The 17,933-nt window shown below is 60.7% G+C and carries 16 protein-coding genes; 5 read left to right on the forward strand and 11 right to left on the reverse strand.

Annotation, left to right across the window (positions count from 1 at the left end; all coding sequences use genetic code 11):
* Window positions 1–40 precede the first annotated feature (40 nt).
* The 4 genes from BN1130_RS19680 to BN1130_RS19690 form a co-directional block, all read right to left on the reverse strand.
* The gene (locus BN1130_RS19680) at window positions 41–784 is read right to left on the reverse strand and encodes an amino acid ABC transporter ATP-binding protein (RefSeq protein ID WP_157014120.1); all 744 of its coding nucleotides are present in this window, start codon (window positions 782–784) and stop codon (window positions 41–43) included.
* Window positions 785–856: 72 nt separating this feature from the next.
* A complete protein-coding gene (locus tag BN1130_RS23080) occupies window positions 857–979 on the reverse strand; it encodes a hypothetical protein (RefSeq protein ID WP_259236266.1) in 123 nt (40 codons plus the stop codon).
* Window positions 963–1,934, reverse strand: a complete 972-nt coding sequence (locus BN1130_RS19685) for an amino acid ABC transporter permease (protein WP_306382105.1) — start codon at window positions 1,932–1,934, stop codon at window positions 963–965. The genes BN1130_RS23080 and BN1130_RS19685 overlap by 17 nt, the downstream gene beginning before the upstream one ends.
* 71 nt (window positions 1,935–2,005) lie before the next feature.
* On the reverse strand, window positions 2,006–2,794 hold the full coding sequence (locus BN1130_RS19690) for a transporter substrate-binding domain-containing protein (protein ID WP_042044131.1): 789 nt from the start codon (window positions 2,792–2,794) through the stop codon (window positions 2,006–2,008).
* Window positions 2,795–3,279: 485 nt separating this feature from the next.
* Between BN1130_RS19690 and BN1130_RS19695 the strand changes: the two genes are divergently transcribed.
* On the forward strand, window positions 3,280–4,452 hold the full coding sequence (locus tag BN1130_RS19695) for a GGDEF domain-containing protein (protein ID WP_042044132.1): 1,173 nt from the start codon (window positions 3,280–3,282) through the stop codon (window positions 4,450–4,452).
* A gap of 46 nt (window positions 4,453–4,498) precedes the next feature.
* On the opposite strand, the gene rnk is transcribed toward BN1130_RS19695, so the two are convergent.
* The 5 genes from rnk to BN1130_RS19720 form a co-directional block, all read right to left on the reverse strand.
* Window positions 4,499–4,894: a nucleoside diphosphate kinase regulator gene (gene rnk, locus BN1130_RS19700; RefSeq protein WP_042044133.1), complete on the reverse strand. Its 396-nt coding sequence runs from the start codon at window positions 4,892–4,894 to the stop codon at window positions 4,499–4,501.
* Window positions 4,895–5,104: 210 nt separating this feature from the next.
* A complete protein-coding gene (locus tag BN1130_RS19705) occupies window positions 5,105–5,827 on the reverse strand; it encodes a substrate-binding periplasmic protein (RefSeq protein ID WP_042044134.1) in 723 nt (240 codons plus the stop codon).
* 54 nt (window positions 5,828–5,881) lie between these two features.
* Window positions 5,882–6,553 (reverse strand): hypothetical protein, encoded by a 672-nt coding sequence (locus BN1130_RS19710; RefSeq protein WP_042044146.1) that lies wholly within the window; start codon window positions 6,551–6,553, stop codon window positions 5,882–5,884.
* A gap of 148 nt (window positions 6,554–6,701) precedes the next feature.
* Complete coding sequence (locus BN1130_RS19715) at window positions 6,702–8,087, reverse strand: alkaline phosphatase (RefSeq protein ID WP_042044135.1); 1,386 nt, start codon at window positions 8,085–8,087, stop codon at window positions 6,702–6,704.
* 11 nt (window positions 8,088–8,098) lie between these two features.
* Window positions 8,099–9,508: an alkaline phosphatase gene (locus BN1130_RS19720; RefSeq protein ID WP_042044137.1), complete on the reverse strand. Its 1,410-nt coding sequence runs from the start codon at window positions 9,506–9,508 to the stop codon at window positions 8,099–8,101.
* Window positions 9,509–9,750: 242 nt separating this feature from the next.
* On the opposite strand from BN1130_RS19720, the gene ylqF reads away from it, so the two are divergent.
* Complete coding sequence (gene ylqF / locus BN1130_RS19725; protein WP_042044139.1) at window positions 9,751–10,698, forward strand: ribosome biogenesis GTPase YlqF; 948 nt, start codon at window positions 9,751–9,753, stop codon at window positions 10,696–10,698.
* 190 nt (window positions 10,699–10,888) lie between these two features.
* Here ylqF and BN1130_RS19730 read toward each other — a convergent pair whose 3' ends face one another.
* Both BN1130_RS19730 and dinG read right to left on the reverse strand, forming a co-directional pair.
* On the reverse strand, window positions 10,889–11,548 hold the full coding sequence (locus BN1130_RS19730; RefSeq protein ID WP_042044141.1) for a YccT family protein: 660 nt from the start codon (window positions 11,546–11,548) through the stop codon (window positions 10,889–10,891).
* Between the two features lie 340 nt (window positions 11,549–11,888).
* A complete protein-coding gene (dinG, locus tag BN1130_RS19735; protein WP_042044142.1) occupies window positions 11,889–13,961 on the reverse strand; it encodes an ATP-dependent DNA helicase DinG in 2,073 nt (690 codons plus the stop codon).
* 382 nt (window positions 13,962–14,343) lie between these two features.
* Here dinG and BN1130_RS19740 point away from each other — a divergent pair, with 382 nt between their 5' ends.
* The 3 genes from BN1130_RS19740 to BN1130_RS19750 all read left to right on the forward strand — a co-directional run.
* Window positions 14,344–15,450, forward strand: a complete 1,107-nt coding sequence (locus BN1130_RS19740; RefSeq protein ID WP_042044143.1) for a porin — start codon at window positions 14,344–14,346, stop codon at window positions 15,448–15,450.
* Between the two features lie 204 nt (window positions 15,451–15,654).
* On the forward strand, window positions 15,655–16,599 hold the full coding sequence (locus tag BN1130_RS19745) for a hypothetical protein (protein WP_042044144.1): 945 nt from the start codon (window positions 15,655–15,657) through the stop codon (window positions 16,597–16,599).
* Between the two features lie 140 nt (window positions 16,600–16,739).
* Window positions 16,740–17,933: amino acid aminotransferase (locus tag BN1130_RS19750; protein ID WP_084218270.1), on the forward strand; the 1,194-nt coding region annotated here is incomplete at its 3' end.

The raw sequence follows: 17,933 nt of genomic DNA on the forward strand, positions 1-17,933 counted from the left end.
CCTATTTCAGGACTAGACATCCCCCGAATGGACTGCTGGTCTAGAGCACCTGGCTCAGGAACTGGCGCAGGCGGGAGGAGGCGGAGTTATCGAAGAAGTCATCGGGCTTCTCGTCAACCAGCAGTTCACCCCGCTCCATGAAGAGCACCCGATCTGCCACCTCACGGGCAAAGCCCATCTCGTGAGTGACCACCACCATGGTCATGCCCTCGCGAGCCAGCCCCTTCATCACATCCAGCACCTCGCCGACCATCTCGGGATCCAGGGCGCTGGTGGGTTCATCAAACAGCATGATGCGTGGCTGCATGGCGAGCGCCCGGGCGATGGCGACCCGCTGTTGCTGACCGCCGGAAAGCTGGGAGGGGTAGCTGGCCGCCTTGTCGGCGAGCCCCACCTTGAGCAGCAGTGCCTTGGCCCTGTCTTGTGCCTCGGTTTTTGACAGGCCGCGCACCTTCTGGGGGGCCAGGGAGATGTTGTCCAGCACCGACAGATGGGGGAAGAGGTTGAAGGACTGGAACACCATGCCCACCTCTTCGCGCAGCTTGTTGACATTGCCAGGCTCGGTCAGGCTGATGCCGTCGACGATGATGTCACCATCATTGATGGTTTCGAGCTGGTTGAGGGTGCGCAGGAAGGTGGATTTACCCGAGCCGCTCGGGCCCACGATCACCACCACTTCCCCTTCGGCCACCTGAGTGCTGACGTTCTTGAGGGCGTGCACCTCGGTGCCGTAAAACTTCTCGACCCCGGTCGCCTTGATGATGGGGTCCGCTTTGTTACGCATCTTCATGGCTGGTCTCTCCTGGCGTCGTTCTTGTTTGCGCTCCCGTACGCCTGGATGATCTGAATGATGGGATCAGTTGCTGCGTGCATAGTTCACCTCCAGGTGATGGACCAGGAAGGCGTGGAGATTGTCGAGCACAGCCGCACTGCTCGGCTCTGGTTGGGCCTTGATGATGGGATCAGTTGCTGCGCGCATATTTCACCTCCAGACGGCGCACCAGGAAAGAGAGGGTGCCGGTGAGCACCAGATAGAGCAGCGCCACGGTGAACCACACCTCGAACGGGCTGAAGGTGGAGCTGACCACCTCCCGACCCGCCTTGGTAAGATCCGTGATCGAAATGACGGAGACCAGGGAGGAGTCCTTGATGAGATTGATGAACTGACCCGCCAGGGGAGGCAGTACCCGTTTGAAGGCCTGGGGCAATATGATGTAACGCATGGTCTGGGCCGAGGTGAGCCCCAGGCTGCGACCCGCCTCCATCTGCCCCTTGTGGATGGAGTCGATGCCGGCCCGTACTATTTCGGCCACATAGGCGCCGGTAAACACCGCCAGCGCCGCCACCCCGGCGGTGAACCTGTCCAGGTTGAGCACTGTGCCGATGAAGAAGTAGACGATGAAGATCTGCACCAGCAGCGGCGTGCCGCGGATGAGTTCTACATAGCAACCGGCGAGATTGCGCAGCGCCGGGTTGGGGGAGAGGCGGGCGAGGCCGGCCAGGGTGCCGAGTAGTATGGCGAAGATGCCGGCGACCAGGGAAAGTTTGATGGTGACCCAGATGCCAAAGGCGATGGGCCCCGGGGTCCATTTCAGCTGAGTATCGAGCACATCACCGCGAAAGACGGTATCCCCTTCCGACAGGTTGGAGCCGGTGGCGGCAATGGTTTGGCGGTGGCTTGCGTCCAGATCGTCTTGCAGCACCAGGGCGCCATTTTCGGCCACTACTGTGCCGTCAAAGTCGGCATAGCTGTTTTGCTGGGCCTGATAGACGATGTATTGGGGGATGCGCTCCCAGCGCCAGGTGTAATCGACCGATTGCACGGCCTTGTAGATGCCGAAGACGGCGAGCAGCATCATCAGCACGAAAACGCCGTGCCAAAGTAGTGAGCTGGGCTGTTTTTCCATCTGTTTGATGGGTCTCGGATTGAGCACAGTCGACAACCTCTTTCTTTATTGTGTGGGTCTGCGTGAGGGGCGCGGCCCGGGCCGCGCCCTCGAGAGGCTTACTTGAGCTGTTTCAACCAGTCGTTGGATTCGAACCATTTCTGATAGAGACGGTCGTAGCTGCCGTCACCCTTGATCTGGCGCAGGTAGTTGTTCATCCAGTTGAGGGTGTCCTGATCGCCTTTGCGAATGGCCCAGGCCAGGGGTTCGAAGGTGAAGGGGGTCGCCAGGTGAACCACGGCACCCTTGTTCTCGGAGGCGAAGATGGCGTTGTAGGGCAGGTCATAGATGAAGGCATCGACCTTGCCGTTGATCACTTCCAGCTTGGCGTCATCCTGGGTTTCATACTGCAGCAGGGTGGCCTTGGGGATCATGCGTTTCACCGCTTGCTCACCCGTGGTGCCGAGCTTGACCGCAATCTTGTATTTAGGGTCGTTCAAGTCCTGATAGGACTTGATGCTGCCCGCCAGATCCTTGCGCAGTACTATGGTCTGGCCCACGACGATGTAGGGGTCGGCGAAGTTGACCCGCAGGTTGCGCTGGGGGGTGACCGTCATGCCACCCATGATGACGTCGAACTTGTCGGTGAGCAGGGCGGGGATGATGCCGTCCCAGGCGGTGTTGACGAACTCCACTTTGACGCCCATCTCCTTGGCGACCATTTTGGCGAGATCCACATCGAAGCCGATGTATTTGCCCTGTTTGTTGGTCATCTCGAAGGGTTGGTAACCGGCATCGAAACCGACGCGCAGCACACCGCGATCGAGCACGGCGTCCAGGGTGGAGCTGGGGGCCGCGTTGGCGAGCCCGCACAGCAGCAGGGTAGAGAGAATGAGTTTTTTGATCATGAGTGACGTCTCTGTCGTAAGTGTGTTCGGCCTTGAACCTGCTCCGTGCGACTCCATGGCACAAGAGACTGCTGCATCCGGCAGCAGGCAAGACAGGATTATTGTCTTGGTCGGGGCAAAAGCCCCATATGAGATTCTATTTCCCAGTCAGTGAGTGAAAAATGTACCAAAATCCGATTGTGTCAGACGACTCAATAGGTTAGTTGCACTTTTTCATCGCGGCACGGCTCATAAAACCACATGAAAACAACATATCTATCTAATGGCGTGGGTTCAAGCGTAAAAATAGTTGGCAGGCATTTTGCTGTGTGATCGGCGGGGATCTGGGCCCGAACGAACCTTGAGCGCCAGGCATCAGGTCAGCTGGCTGAGTGACGGGGCGCCAGGCGGGGCTCCTGAAAATATTTCATCGCGCCAGAAGGCTCCCTCTGTGTCTTGTCATGGGCTTCCCATATACTCAGCCATCCCCAATGGAAGGCTCGGGAATGGACACCTCAATTCTGCTCAATCTGGATGTATTCACCCTGATGCTGATGGCTCTCGGGGGCTACAGCCTGGGCTTCATCACCCTCTCCATCATCTGGTTGACCCACAGGGAGATCCCCGGTCTCGGGTTCTGGTGGTGGTCCAGCTTGTGTGCCCTGGCGGCCCAGTCGCTGTTCTTTATGCAGGCGTTCTCCCCCCATATCGCGGGGATCTGGCTGGCCAACCTGCTCATCACCCTTTGTATCGCGCTGATGCCGCTGGCCTTGCAGCGCTTCTTCGGCGAGTCGCCGAACTGGCGGGCCTTCGTGCTCTTCATGCTGGTCTACCTGCTGCTGCTCTGCTGGAGCGTGCTGTTCAACGACGAGATGGCGCCCCGGGTGCTGCTGGCCTGCCTGAGCTACATGGTGCTGGGGGCCGTGGTGGTGCTGCTCATCTGGCGGCATGGCTATCCGGCCTACCTGCCGGCCGTGCTGGTGTTTACCGTGGTCAACATACTGCTCTACGGCTTCAACCTGGTGCGGATGGGAGCCCTGCTGGGTGGCGAGGTGCGGGTGCTGATGGATCAGCACGTGGTCAATGTGCTGCCTTTTCTCTCCATGTTGATGGGCAACTACCTCTCCACCTTCGGGGTGCTGCTGCTCTGTACCCAGTACCGGGCTCTGGCCCTGCGCCAGCTGGCCACCCAGGATCCTCTGACCGGGGTCTACAATCGGCGCGGGCTGCATCACCACCTGCCCCCCTTGCTCGGCAAGGGGCCAGTCTTGCTGGCCATGGTTGACCTCGACGACTTCAAACAGATCAATGACAGCTTCGGCCATGAGATGGGGGATAGGGTGCTCAGGGAGGTGGGTCGCTACCTGAAGGGTCAGCCGGATCTGCTGGTGGGGCGCTTTGGCGGCGAGGAGTTCGTGTTGCTGGCCAACTGGCAGCAGGGGCAGGCTCATGAGCGGTGCGAGCAGTTGCGCCGGGAGATAGCGGCCCTGGAGGTGGAGGGGATCCGCATCACCATCAGCATGGGGCTGGACTGGCTCTGGCCCGGCGAGGGCTTGGAGCAGGCACTGCACCGGGCCGACGGGGCGCTCTATCGCGCCAAGCGGGAGGGGAAGAACCGGGTCTGTGTCTGGCAAGCCGGCGAGACCCGGGCGTCGCCCCCGCCGGTGAGCGCCGCTTGATGCGGCGCAGGGGTCCTCGACCCGGGCGATCCGGGTCGTGGCCGTTTCAGCGGTGCAGCTCGCCGGCGCGCTCCGGCTGATAGACGACTTCCAGGATCTCGACCTCAATGTTGCGGCCAGCGGGACCGGACCAGTTGATGCTGTCACCGACCTTGAGACCGAGCAGGGCGCTGCCAACCGGGGCCAGCACAGAGATCTTCGACTCATCTCCCTGCACGTCCTTGGGATAGACCAGGGTCAGGCAGAAGGGGGTGTCGCTGTTCTTCATCTTGAAGCGTACCTGGCTGTTCATGGTGACCACGTCCGGTGGCATGTCGGCCGGCTCGCGGACCTCGGCGCGATTGAGCTCCTCCTGCAAGGCCTGATGCTGGGGTGAGTGGCCGAGCAGGGGTTCAATTCGGTCCAGATCCAGGCTGGAGATGATGAGATGGGGAGCAGTCATAGGGTATTTCCTCATGCAATAGGGTTAACGAGGCCCAGGGGGCCAAATAGATTGGGAAGCACGGATGTGATGGACGCGGCCCCCGACAGCTCGTGGGAACGACGAGGACGGGGGCTCAGCTGGGTGTGAGCAGAATGGGAAAAATCAGACTGGTTTTCATGGAGATACCATAACCATTATGATTTCCTTTGGCAATGATCCAGCCCAGGCTCAGGGGGCCTGATAGTCGTACTGAAGCAGGATGCGGGCCAGGCTGCCATCGGCCCGCATTCCCTGGATGGCATCGTGCCAGCGTTTGGCTTCCTGGGGGGGAAAGTCGGGGCTGGCGGCCAGATAGAGTGGCACCTTGGCCAGCCTTGCCCCCTTGACCAGATCGGAGAGCCGCAGCCCGGCCTCCTGCTGGGCGTAGCGCATGGTATTCCAGGCGGCGGCCCAGGCCTGGATCCGCCCCAGGGCCAGCTTGTCGGCGTTGTTGCGCTCGGCGGTGACTATCTCCAGAGAGGGCGCCCCCAACTCCAGGAGCAGGCTGTGGCTAAGGGAGTGGCGCAGCACGCCGATTGTCAGGGTGCTCGCCTCATTCAATGCCAAAGGGGTGGGGTGGTGGCGTCGATCGCTGGCGAGCACGAAGGCCTCATCGAGCAGTGGCACTATCCAGGTCAGCATCGTCTCGCGCGCCTGGCTGCGTACCGGCGGCAACAACAAGACCCCGGGCCTGTGCTGGGCCTCCTGAATGGCGCGTGCGAAGGGCATCAGCTCTATCTCGATGGGTTCGTGCAAGCGACGGGCCGCCTCTTCAATGACCTCTACCGCCATGCCGGTCGGCGCCCCTTGCTGGGCGCGGATCACATAGGGAGGCACCTCGCCCGCGAGCAGGGTGATCGCCTGGGCAAAGGGGCTAAGCAAGATAAACAGCAGGCAGAGCAGCAGGGACATGGCACGTCATCATGGTCAACGAGAGGCCAAGTGTACCATCTGTGGCCCATCTGTTTAGTCGAAGAAGTCGCGAATGTCCCGTGGTTGGTAGTCGGTCAGCGCGAGCCAGGGGGCCTGGGCACTGAGCTTGGCGGGGGTGAGCGTCATCTTGTAGCTGCGATAGCCATCAAGGGAGCCCGACTCGACTTGCAGGGGGACTTGCAGGCGTGCGGACCAGAGGATGCGGGTGCGCTCATGGGCCGTCTTGTGCTCATACCAGCGCGCCCCGGCCGGGGCGGCGTCCTCCAGCAAATCCATGGTGGCCAGCAGCTCAGGGTCAATCAGGAAGCGGACCTTGGCCCAGTTGGGGGTAAAGGCAACCTGGCCATACTCCTCGGGGGGCACGCTCACCAACTGCTTGTGGTAGCGGTCGGCGTAGTGTAGTTGCACTGTGCCATCCTCATCCCGGCCGACCCAGCGGGCCGCCATCTGATGAGTGAAGTGCTTGTGACCGGGCTGACCATCATGCTGCTGGTGGTAGGCACGGGCCACTGTGATGGGGATGAGTCGCTCGCTCCATATCTGATCGCCGCGGCGTTGCCAGCGCTCTTGCCAGCTGCTTTCACGAATGACGCCATCGGCGCTGGTGGTGCGATCCTGATACTGGATGCGGGCGGCCAGGTCCGGGACATCCGGCGTACTGGCCTGGACGGACAGGGTTGCGAGTTGCAGCAGCAACCCCATCATCAGGGCAAACGAGGGAAGCGAGGTCTTGCGCATGGGTCTCTCATCGTGGGATCCGGGGGCCAAGGTTGGGCCCGGGCAGCAAAGGGGATAACGGGTAAAAGGGGCCGCCGTCGATGCGGCCCCTGCGCTGAGAGGTTGCCTGTCTCTCTTAGAGACCCAGGGCCTCTTGTATCTTGCCAAACACCTTGATGTTCTCCAGGGTGCCCTTGAAGCGCGCGCTACCGGCGCCATCGGCAAACAGCATCACATCGCCGCCGCCATGGGTCTCGGATCCGAGCTTGACGCCGGTCTCTTGCAGGTAGTCATCGCCCATAACCTCCGCGCTGGTGAGAGTGGGGCGCACATCGGCGCGGTTGGGACCATTGCCAAATACCAGGGTGGTGAAGGGTTTGCCATCCACGTCGTTCTGGGTCGAGCCATCGCCATTTTTCACCAGATCCAGCACGGGGTTGCCCTTGGCGGCGTAGCCGTTGATGGTCATGGTGTGGTCATGGTCTGCGGTGACCACTATCAGGGTGTCGTTCAAATCGACCTTGCCGAGCGCCGTCTTGACCGCCTCATCCAGCGCCACCGCATCGGTCAGGGCCCGCTTGGCATTGGTGCCATGCAAGGCGTGGTCGATGCGACCCCCCTCCACCATCAGGAAGTAGCCCTGACTGTTTTTGGCCAGCAGATCGATCGCCTTGGCGGTCATCTCGGAGAGGGATGGCTGGGTATTGGCGACGCCTTTGGCGACCCTGTCCAGTTCGTAGTCGAGGTGGGACTTGGCACTGAACAGCCCCAGCACCTTGCCGTCGCTCACCTTGGCCAGATCGCTTTGGGTGGTGACGTACTGATAGCCCTGGGCCTGAAGCTCGGCGGTGAGATCCCGGCCATCGGCGCGCCCGCCCTTGTTGCTGCTGGCATCATATGGCGTCCAGTGATTGGCACCGCCTCCCAGCAGTACATCGACCCCATCCCCCAGGGCGCTGTTGAAGCCGGCGCCCCCCGGTACGGCCTGGGCGGAGATGGCGTAGGCGGCATCTCGGTGGCAGATGTGGGCGTAAGTCGCCGCCGGAGTGGCGTGGGTCAGCTCGGTGGTGGTGACGGCGCCCACCGACTTGCCGGCGGCCTTGGCCAGCTCGAGCAGGGTCGGCACCGAGTGGCCGTTGTCCGCCGTGCAGTTGTTGATGCCCTTGTTGCCGTTGACATCCTTAGCCGGCGCCACCGCCTGGGTATCGGCACTCATGCCAATCACCTCGTTGTTCATCTTGACGCCTGTGGTGTAGGCCGCCATCGAGGGGGCCGAATCCGTGGTCTGGGCATCATGGGAGAAGGTCTTGATGCGGGCGCTGCGGGGCAGGGACATCATCTCGAGGTTGCCCTCTTCCCCCACCTTGTAGAGGCGGGTGGCGGTGAGCACGGTCGGGCCCATGCCATCGCCAATAAAGAGGATGACGTTCTTGGCATCGCTGGCCTGGACCCGAGGCACCAGAGCCAGGGTGGCCAGGGTCAGGGCGGCGCAGATCGGTGAGGTCTTGAATCGAGTTTTCATGGGTCTGTTCCTTAGAGCTGGGCCGCAGCCTTGATCTTGCCAAAGACGGCTGTGTTATCGAGGGAGCCATGGAAGCTGTCTGCGCCCTGGCCAATGGCGCCAAGGAATACATCCGTGCCGCCGTGGGTCTCGCTGCCGAGCTCACCGACCTTGACGACCACCTCCTGGTGATAGTCGTCGGCGGAGACGGTGGCATCGTCCAGCGGCGCTACGCTTGCCCGGGAGCCATCGACGCGGTTGTAGCCGTTGCCAAAACCAATGATGGTGTAGGGCATGCCGTCGCTATCGAGCAGGTTGTCGCCGCTGACATAGTCCTTGGCCAGCCCCAAGACTCCGGGGTTGCTGGCGGTGGTCTTGCCGGTGCGCTTGGCATAGCCGTTGAGCACCAGGGTGTGGTCGTGGTCGGCCGTGACCACTATCAGGGTGTTTTTCAGCTCGGGGTCGGTTTTCTTGACCTCATCGATGGCGGCCTGGATGGCCTGGTCGAAGGCGAGGGTGTCTTGCAGGGCGCGCTTGGCATTGGTGTCATGCAGGGCATGATCGATGCGTCCCCCTTCCACCATCAGGAAGTAGCCCTTGGACTTGTCTTTGAGTTGCTTGATGGCCGCCAGGGTCATGTCGCTGAGGGAGGGCTCATCCTGAGGTCTGTCCAGCTCATATTTCATGTGACTGGCGCCAAACAGGCCGAGCAGTGGCTTGCCAGCGGCGGCGCCTTGCAGCTCGCCCAGGTTGCTGGCGAACTGGTAGCCCTGGCTCTTCATCTCCTCGATGAGGTTGCGACCGTCGGTGCGCTTGCCCTTGTCAACCAGGGGCAGGAAGAAGCTGCTGCCGCCGCCGAGCACCACGTCGATACCATCCTTGAGGGCGGGGTTGTAGCCAGCGCCGCCCGGTACCATCTGCACGGCGATGTCCGCCTCGAGATCCCGGTTGCAGATATGGGCATAGGTGTCGGCCGGGGTGGCGTGGGTGATGCGGGTGGTGGTGACCACGCCGGTGCCACGGCCATCGGCCTTGGCCAGTTCGAGCAAGGTGGTGACAGACTTGCCGGCGCTCAAGGCACAGTCGTCCTGCTGGGTGGCATCGCCATCCATGCTGATGACGCCGTTGTTGCTCTTGACCCCTGTCATGTAGGCGGCCATGGAGGGGGCCGAGTCCGTGACCTGGGCATCGTGGGAGAAGGTCTTGATAAAGGCCGTCTCCGGCAGGGTATCCATGGTGAGATCCCCCGCTTCACCGACCCCGTAGATACGGGCGGCGGTCAGGGTGTTGATCCCCATGCCATCCCCGAGGAAGAAGATCACGTTTTTGGCGCGAGTTGTGCCCGCATCCTTGTCACCACTGTTGTTGCTGTCGCTGCTGGAATTGCAACCGGCGGCCAGGGCGGCGCCTATCATGAGTGCAATTCCTGTGATTTTTTTCATGGGTTCGCTCCTTGTAAATCCAGAGCGAAGCCTAGAGAGGCAAGATGACAGTTTGAATGAACCCAGATGACACTATGATTAAACCCTTAATGAATTGCCTTGCTAATCAATTCGTTAATATTTTCTGAGACGCCCTGGCCGCTCCCTTGGGGCAGATCCGCACCCAGGGGAGATAAGAGTCTGTCAATGTGGGGAAAAGCAGGTAAAATGCGCCCCGTTCCGAGCAGAGAAGGTGAGAGAGAATGTCGATTAACTGGTTCCCCGGTCACATGCACAAGGCCCGTAAAGAGATTGCCGAGGTCATGCCCCAGGTCGATGTCATCATTGAGATGCTCGATGCCCGGATCCCCTTCTCCAGCGAGAACCCCCTGGTGCCGGAATTGCGGGGCGATACCCCTGTCATCAAGGTGCTGAACAAGGCTGACCTGGCCGATCCTGCCATCACGGCGCTCTGGGTTGAACATATGGAAAAGGAGAAGGGGATCAAGGCCCTTCCCCTGACGCAGCAGGAGCCGGAGAAGATCAAGAATCTGCTGGCCCTGTGCCACGAGATGCTGCCGGAGCGCAATCTTGATGTGCGCGGCGTGCGCGCCATGATCATGGGTATTCCCAACGTGGGCAAGTCCACCCTGATCAACACCCTCGCGGGCCGCACCATAGCCCGCACCGGCAACGAGGCGGGGGTGACCAAGTCCCAGCAGCGCATCAAGCTCGACAACAATGTCATCCTGACCGACACCCCGGGCTTCCTGTGGCCAAAGCTCAATCCGCCCTCTTGCGGCTACCGCCTGGCCGTCACCGCCGCCATCAAGGACACGGTATTTGACTATGCCGACATCGCCATGTTTGCCGCGGATTACTTCATCAAGGCCTATCCGGATCGGGTCAAGGCGCGCTACCAGATAAGCGAGCTGCCGGAAACCGAGATCGAGCTGCTGGAGATGATCGCCCGTCAGCGCGCCTTCGTGCGCAAGGGCGGCCTGGTTGACCTGCACAAGGCATCCGAGATCCTGGTCAACGAATTCCGCTCAGGCTTGTTGGGCCGCATCTCCCTGGAGACGCCGGAGATGGTGAGCGCCGAGATAGTGCTGGCGGCCGAAGAGGCGGAGCACAAGGCCAAGGAGAAGGCCGAGCGCGAGGAAGTGCGCCAGGCCCGTGCCCGTCGCAAATATGCCAGGAAGCGCAGTTAACGAACGGTGAGACGTTTAGGTAACAGAAGAGGCGACCCCGGGGTCGCCTCTTCTTGTTTGGGTCCGCGTTGAAATCCTGTCACGGGTCCTGCCCGAAGGGGAGGGGGCCAGCATTGCTGACGCGGTTCAGGAAACGCTGGCCAACAACAAGGGGAGCCGAAGCTCCCCTTGTTGTTGTATGGCACTGGCCTTATTGCTGCTGGATGACCCAGATCTGGAAGGCTTTGCGCGTCTCGGTATCGGCCTTGTTGTACCAGCTTTGCAGCTGGGTCAGGGCTTCTGGGTTGCTCTGAGCCTTGCTCGGTGCAACTTGAACCGGGGCGCTGCTGGCGGCCATGACGGCGGCGGTAGAGACGGCGACCGTGGTTGGCTGGTTGAACGCCTTGCCCATGGTGATCAGCTCCTGCTGATAGTCACGGGTCAGCTGGAAACCCTCGACCTTGGGCAGTACGAACTGCTCGGTCTTGAGGGGCTGGCCGCTGACCTTGTCTTTCAGGACCACATTCTGGGTCTTGATGAACTGCTGGGCTTCGGCTTCGGTACGGGGTTTCTTGTAATCCAGGGCCAGCTGCTGGTTGTCCTTGGCCGTGAAGTTGATGACCAGGGGCTCTGCGGTCACGAACTTGGTGTCGCTGCGGCTGGAGTAGTTACCCTCGAAGGCGACGACCAGCTGATGATCTCCCGCCTGGATCGGGAAGCTGTTGGACTTGTCGAGCAGCTTGGGATTGATAGATACGCCATCGATCAACTGCACCACATAGGGTGGGGTGACTTCCAATTGGACATTGGCCAGGGCGCTACCCGCCCACAACAGACCAGCCAGGGCCGGCACCAAAACAGTCAGTTTCATCTCTTCTCCTTGAACAGTCAGGCGATGGCCTGCTGAAAACAGGGGCCATTTTTACAGGTTTGCGCGAGGGCGGCAATAGCCAAGGGGCACCGCTCTTGCCATGGGGAACCCTTCATCTATTACCTTGTTACTCAATAGCGAGGATGGCCGGCACATGGGCTGCATGTTGGCGAGGGCTAATCGATGCGGCGACGGACGGCGGCCAAGGCGGCGGGGTATCGGCAACCCCTGCCCAGTGCCGCGCCCTTCATCGTGGCGAGGCTTAATCGATGCGGCGACTGATGGCGGCCAAGGAGGGCAGGGCATCGGCAACCCCTGCCCTGTGCCGCCGTGGTGATGCTTAATCGATGCGGCGACTGAACGGGGGCAGGGCATCGAGCAAGCCCTTGCCGTAGCGCTTGGTCAGGAGGCGGCGATCGAGAATGGTCACCCGGCCCCTGTCGCTCTCTTTGCGGATCAGGCGACCACAGGCCTGGATCAGCTTGCGGGAGGCCTCGGGGACCGTTAGTTGCAAGAAGGGATTGCCACCGCGTTGCTCGACCCACTCTGCCGTCGCCTCTTCCACCGGTGAGTTGGGCACGGCGAAGGGGAGTTTGGTGATCACCAGGTTGGTCAGGTAGTGGCCGGGCAAGTCCAGCCCTTCCGAGAAGCTGCCGGTGCCGAGCAGCACGCTGGCCTGGGCACCATCGCATTTCTGTTTGTGCAGGGTCAGCAGCGCACTGCGCGACGCCTCGCCTTGTACCAATAGAGAGAGCCCCTTGGCGCGCAACCCTTGCGCCACCTCGTTCATCTGGCGATAGGAGGAGAAGAGCACCAGGCTCGCCTCCTTACCCGCGACCAGCCGAGGCAGCACCTCAATCAGCTCCTGGGTGAAGCCGGGGGCACTGGGTTCATTGACCATCTTGGGCAGATAGAGCTCCGCCTTCTGGTAATCGAAGGGGGAGCGCAGGCGCAGGTAGCGGGTGCCGTCATGCTCCTTGAGCCCCACCTGATGGCGAAAATAGCTAAAGGAGGAGAGGGCACTCAGGGTGGCCGAGACCAGTACGGCGCCGAGGCAGCGTGACCAGAGCCACTCTTCCAGCAGGTAGCCGACCTCGATGGGAGAGGCGTGCAGCCAGACTTCCCCCTCGTCTCCCTTCACCATCCAGCGTGCCATGGGGGTCTTTCCTTGGGGAACATGGCGACTTAGCATCTCCCAGAGGGCGTTGAATCCCTCCAGGCGCTGCAGGTGAAAACCGGTTTCGGCCAGCAGCGGCTCGGCCTCCTTGCGGCGGATCTCCCCATCTTTCAGGGCTTCGGCGATGGCGCCCTGCATCCTGTCCAGGGCCCGCAATGCCTTCTTGCTCGCCTCTTTCAGGTTTTCGGCCAGCATGGGCAGGGGGTCGGGCAAGACGCCACCTTCGAATCGGTAATGGGGCTCCTGGCCGAAGAGCCCTTCATTGGCGCCAAGCCACTGCTCCAGGGCCTTGAGGTCCGGCTGCAAGGAGGCGAGGGCATCTTGCAGCTTGAGCTGGGGATCGATCAGGCTCTCTTTATTGAGACTGCGAGTCAGCTTGCCAGCACTCTGGGCGAGTTTCTCCAGCCAGCGGCGCGAACCCTTGATGCTGGCGCTGGCGGCCCCATGGTCCCGGGCGATGGTGGGCAGGTGATGGGCCTCGTCGAGCACATAGAAACACTCGTCCGGGCTGGGCAAGATGATGCCGCCGCCCATGGTGAGATCCGAGAGCAGCAGGGCGTGATTGACCACCAGTACGTCGGCGGCCTCCATGTCATTGCGGGCACGATGGAAGGGGCAGTGTTGGTGATGGCTGAGCGCCTTGTTGCAACTGTGGCGGTCGGCGGCGATACGCAGCCAGCCGGGTTCGGAAATGGGGTCGGGCCAGTTGTCACGATCCCCATCCCACTTGCCATCGGTATAGGCCTGCCACAGGGCCTGGTAGAGGCTCCGGTCGCTGGCGCTTGGCTTGTGCTTGCTCAGGGCCTCGAAGTTGAACTCAACATTGCTCATGTCGGCGCCACTGGCCGCCTGTTCCAGCAAGTGCTCGCAGCAGTAGCGCTGGCGGCCCTTGACCAGCATGAACTTGAATGGCAACTCGCTATGACGATGATAGAAGGGCAAATCCTTGTGGATGAGCTGCTCTTGCAGCGCCACTGTGGCGGTGGAGATGATGAGTTTCTTCTGGGTCAGGCGTGCGACTGGGATGGCCCCTTGCGCATAAGAGAGGGATTTGCCGATGCCGGTGCCTGCCTCGGCCACCAGGATGCGGCGGGATTTGTCATATTCCCCGGTGAGCGTCTTGGCTATCTCTGCCACCAGGAAGTTCTGCTCTTTGCGCGGCATGAAACCGGGCAAGCTGTCGGCAATCTGGCGGTAGGTAGCACGTATGCTGGCTTTGAGACGGGTCGATAACATGGGCTTGATGGGCGCGCGGCTTGAGGGGGCAGACAGACAGGATACCCGTAACTCGGCTGCCGGGTCGAGGCTGTTGAGCGAGACGCCATGCCACTGTCGCCATATGTTCCACTGTGGCGACAAAACACCTTTGACTCCGCTTTGGTGGCACAGAAAAGCAGCGTTTTACGCTGTAAACGTTTTCCCTCAAAGAGAGATGAAAGATGAGATGAGGATCACATTTTTCTCCCTATGACTATCGATTCTCCGAAAAGTTCCAAGTTTTTTCATTGCGGATTGCAAAACCCGATGCTAGTCTCGGGCCCCATAGTGATGCAAAGAACATCGCTAACACAGGGAATAACAACAACTTAGTGTTTAATTACAGTAGGCATTGGAAACTATGAAAAAGACAATTCTGGCTATTGCTATCCCGGCTCTGTTCGCTTCCGCCGCTAACGCCGCGGTCATCTATGACAAAGACGGTGTGACTTTTGACGTTTACGGCCGTGTTCAGGCTAACTACTATGCTGACCACAATAAATCGGTCAGCGGCACTGCAGACTCTTATAAGTTTGATTCTAAAACTGGCAACACAGTATTCGTACCAGGCAGCGCTGGTGGTTACGAAGACGTCGATGGTGAGCTGGTTGGTTCCTCCCGTCTGGGTTGGTCCGGTAAAGTTGCCCTGAACGACACCTGGTCTGGTATCGCCAAGACCGAGTGGCAGGTTTCTGCCGAAAACTCCGACAACAAATTCAACTCCCGTCACATCTACGTGGGTCTGGACGGCAGTCAGTACGGTAAGATCATCTTCGGTCAGACCGACACCGCCTTCTACGACGCCCTGGAAGCGACCGATATCTTCAACGAATGGGGTGACGTAGGTAACTTCTACGACGGTCGTCAGGAAGGCCAGATCATCTACTCCAACAGCTTCGGTGGCTTCTCCGGCAAGCTCTCCTACCAGACCAACGATGACGTCGCTGTTAAAGTGACTGACATCGGTCAAGGTGTGAAAGAAGACGCCGTATTCGGTTCGGACGTCAAGCGTAACTACGGCTTCGCTGCTGCTGCCGGTTATGACTTCGACTTCGGTCTGGGCTTCGACGCCGCCTACTCCACTTCCGAGCTGGAGAACAAGGTCAATGGTGACGAAGGTAACAAAGACGAGTGGGCCATCGGTGCCAACTACGCCATCAACGGTTTCTACTTCGCCGGTATGTACACCCAGGGTAAAGTTGACAACGACAACACCGGTTGGGATAGCAAGGGCCGTGGCTACGAGCTGGCTGCTTCCTACAACGTTGACGCCTGGACCTTCCTGGCTGGTTACAACTTCACCGAAGCCAAAGACAACGACAGCAGCTACGAAGATCAAGTTGATGAAACCCTGCTGGGCGTTCAGTACAACTTCACTTCCAAGTTCAAAGCCTACACCGAGTACAAAATCCAGGGTATCGACAACCTGGACGACGAGTTCACTGTTGCCCTGCAATACAACTTCTAATTTCGGCTCCCTCGTCTAGGGAAACGATATTGAGTTGATGAAACGGCCAAGCTTGCTTGGCCGTTTTGCTTTTTGCGTTTCTCTCGCTTTCTTCTGCTCTGATCTCCCTGCGCCACATCACGTTGTCTGCTTGCCCGGCTTGGTATCAGCTTCGCTATTCGTTAGATTAATCAGCTTGTTACCCCGACAGGGAAGGAGCGGGCCTTGATCGATTTCACTCATCCGGCGTGGCAGACGTTTGCCCAGCAGCTCTTGGCGCAAGATGCGGTCAGCGTAAGAGATAGAAACCTGCAACCCCTCATCGGCCTGCTGCGCAGCCATCAGTTGCTGCTCTCTCTCGGCGCCCATCAATATCAGCTCACGCCGGCGGGCCGGCGCTACCTGCAACGGGAGCTCACCCTGGCCAAGTTGTCGTCCGCTCCGCCGAGCCCGGAGGAGTGGATCCATGCCCAAGGCTGGCAGCTCAAGGAGCGGATCAACCAGCGGGTGCTCGCCGCCCTCTATCGCAAGGGTGAGCAGCCATTTAGCACGGCCGAGCAGATAGATTTCGAAGACAAGGGGATCACGCCCTGTGGCGATGGGGTCCTCAGGCTGAGGGCGACTCACCCCTTCAGCCTGTTTTTGCAGGGCGGGCAACTGCTCGATGCCGCGCCCTGGTTGCAGGGGCTGGGTGAGCTTAGCTTGCCGGAGCGCAGCCTGGCGCGGCTTGGCAAGTTGATCTGGCCAGGTCAGGAACCCGCCCGGGTCATCACCACCGATAGCCTCGGGATTTTCACTGAACTGGTGATGCCAGATGACTGCATCCTGGTCTATGGGGAGCGCGAGGCCCCCCATCTTCTTGCGCCCCTGCTGGCCGCCTTACCCCGCGGGGTTCGCTGGCACCATATCACTCGCCTGGATCCGGCAGGCGCTGCGCGGGTTCAGGCGCTGGCGGCGCGCTTCGCCCGCCCGGCGAGCTGGTGGCTACCCCGGGATCTGGCCCCTCTCATGATGCACTATGGGCTCCCCCTGTCGGGGCCGAGAGCCTGGGAGCCAAGCTTGCTGCCGAGTGCTTTTCGCACCGCGTGCCACCCGCTGATAGCCGCGCAGCAGGGGCTCTGCGCCGAGGTAATGGCCCTGGCTTCGAGCTGGGAGGCCCTGGCCGGATAGTCGGCAAAACATGGGGCTAAAAAGCGGTTTTCCCACCCGATGGGCGGTGGTATAAAGAAGAGGCGCAGTGCCGCCTCAGGGCCGCTGCGTTTACCATCCAGGACGCCCCCCAATAACATCAATGGAACACAGGGAAAACCATGTTTGAAAAGGTTGTTGCCGCCCCAGCGGATCCGATTCTGGGCCTGACCGATGCCTTCCGCGCCGATCCTCGTACCGACAAGATCAATCTCGGGGTTGGGATCTACAAGGATGAATCCGGAGCCACTCCTATTTTGCGCAGTGTCAAACAAGCCGAGCAACGCCTGCTCAATGACGAGAAGAGCAAGAACTACCTCGGCATAGAGGGTACCGCCGCCTATGGTGCCGTGGTGCAACAGCTGCTGTTTGGCAAGGGTGCGGAGCTCATCAACAGCGGTCGGGTCAAGACGGCGCAGGCGCCGGGGGGCACGGGTGCCCTGCGTATCGCCGCCGAGTTTGTGGTGCGCAACAACCTGAGCAAGACCGTCTGGATCTCGGATCCGACCTGGGCCAACCACGTCAGCGTCTTCCAGGCCGCCGGTCTGACCGTGAAGTGGTACAAGTACTACGATGCCACCACCAAGGGGCTCGACTTTGCCGCCATGCAGGCTTCACTGGCCGAGGCGCAAACCGGCGATCTGGTGCTGCTGCACGGTTGCTGCCATAACCCGACCGGCATAGATCCGACGCGTGAGCAGTGGCAGGCCCTGGCCGAGCAGAGCCTGGCCGCTGGCTGGTTGCCGCTGTTTGACTTTGCCTATCAGGGTTTTGCCCGTGGTATCGAAGAGGATGCCGAGGGGCTGCGCATCTTCGCCGCCTGCCATGATGAACTGCTGGTGGCGAGCTCTTTCTCCAAGAACTTCGGGCTCTACAACGAGCGGGTCGGGGCCTTTACGCTGGTCAGCGCCAGCAAGGCCGTGGCCGACGTGGCCTTCACCCAGGTCAAGACGGTGATCCGTGCCAACTACTCCAATCCGCCGTCCCATGGCGCCGCCGTGGTGACCACCATAGTGCAGGATCCTGCTCTCTATGCGGAGTGGGTGGCCGAGGTGGCCGAGATGCGGGTGCGGATCCGGGAGATGCGTGAGCTGCTGGTGGAGAAACTTGCGGCGCAGGGTATTGCCCAGGACTTCAGCTTTATCCGCGAGCAGAACGGCATGTTCTCCTTCTCCGGGTTGGACAAGGCCCAGGTTGAGCGACTCAAGCAGGAGTTTGGGATCTATATCGTGGGCTCCGGCCGCATCAGCGTGGCAGGCATCACCCATGCCAACATAGACCCCCTGTGCGATGCCATCGCTGTAGCCGCGCGGGTG

Source organism: Aeromonas rivuli (genome assembly GCF_000820045.1).
Lineage (GTDB): Bacteria > Pseudomonadota > Gammaproteobacteria > Enterobacterales > Aeromonadaceae > Aeromonas > Aeromonas rivuli.

Excerpts from the sequence above, each read along its gene's own strand:
- BN1130_RS19680 (WP_157014120.1), bottom strand. The coding sequence starts at position 784 with ATGCGTAACAAAGCGGACCCCATCATCAAGGCGACCGGGGTCGAGAAG.
- BN1130_RS23080 (WP_259236266.1), bottom strand. The coding sequence starts at position 979 with ATGCGCGCAGCAACTGATCCCATCATCAAGGCCCAACCAGAGCCGAGC.
- BN1130_RS19690 (WP_042044131.1), bottom strand. The coding sequence starts at position 2,794 with ATGATCAAAAAACTCATTCTCTCTACCCTGCTGCTGTGCGGGCTCGCC.
- BN1130_RS19695 (WP_042044132.1), top strand. The coding sequence starts at position 3,280 with ATGGACACCTCAATTCTGCTCAATCTGGATGTATTCACCCTGATGCTG.
- rnk (WP_042044133.1), bottom strand. The coding sequence starts at position 4,894 with ATGACTGCTCCCCATCTCATCATCTCCAGCCTGGATCTGGACCGAATT.
- BN1130_RS19705 (WP_042044134.1), bottom strand. The coding sequence starts at position 5,827 with ATGTCCCTGCTGCTCTGCCTGCTGTTTATCTTGCTTAGCCCCTTTGCC.
- BN1130_RS19710 (WP_042044146.1), bottom strand. The coding sequence starts at position 6,553 with ATGATGGGGTTGCTGCTGCAACTCGCAACCCTGTCCGTCCAGGCCAGT.
- BN1130_RS19715 (WP_042044135.1), bottom strand. The coding sequence starts at position 8,087 with ATGAAAACTCGATTCAAGACCTCACCGATCTGCGCCGCCCTGACCCTG.
- BN1130_RS19720 (WP_042044137.1), bottom strand. The coding sequence starts at position 9,508 with ATGAAAAAAATCACAGGAATTGCACTCATGATAGGCGCCGCCCTGGCC.
- ylqF (WP_042044139.1), top strand. The coding sequence starts at position 9,751 with ATGTCGATTAACTGGTTCCCCGGTCACATGCACAAGGCCCGTAAAGAG.
- BN1130_RS19730 (WP_042044141.1), bottom strand. The coding sequence starts at position 11,548 with ATGAAACTGACTGTTTTGGTGCCGGCCCTGGCTGGTCTGTTGTGGGCG.
- dinG (WP_042044142.1), bottom strand. The coding sequence starts at position 13,961 with ATGTTATCGACCCGTCTCAAAGCCAGCATACGTGCTACCTACCGCCAG.
- BN1130_RS19740 (WP_042044143.1), top strand. The coding sequence starts at position 14,344 with ATGAAAAAGACAATTCTGGCTATTGCTATCCCGGCTCTGTTCGCTTCC.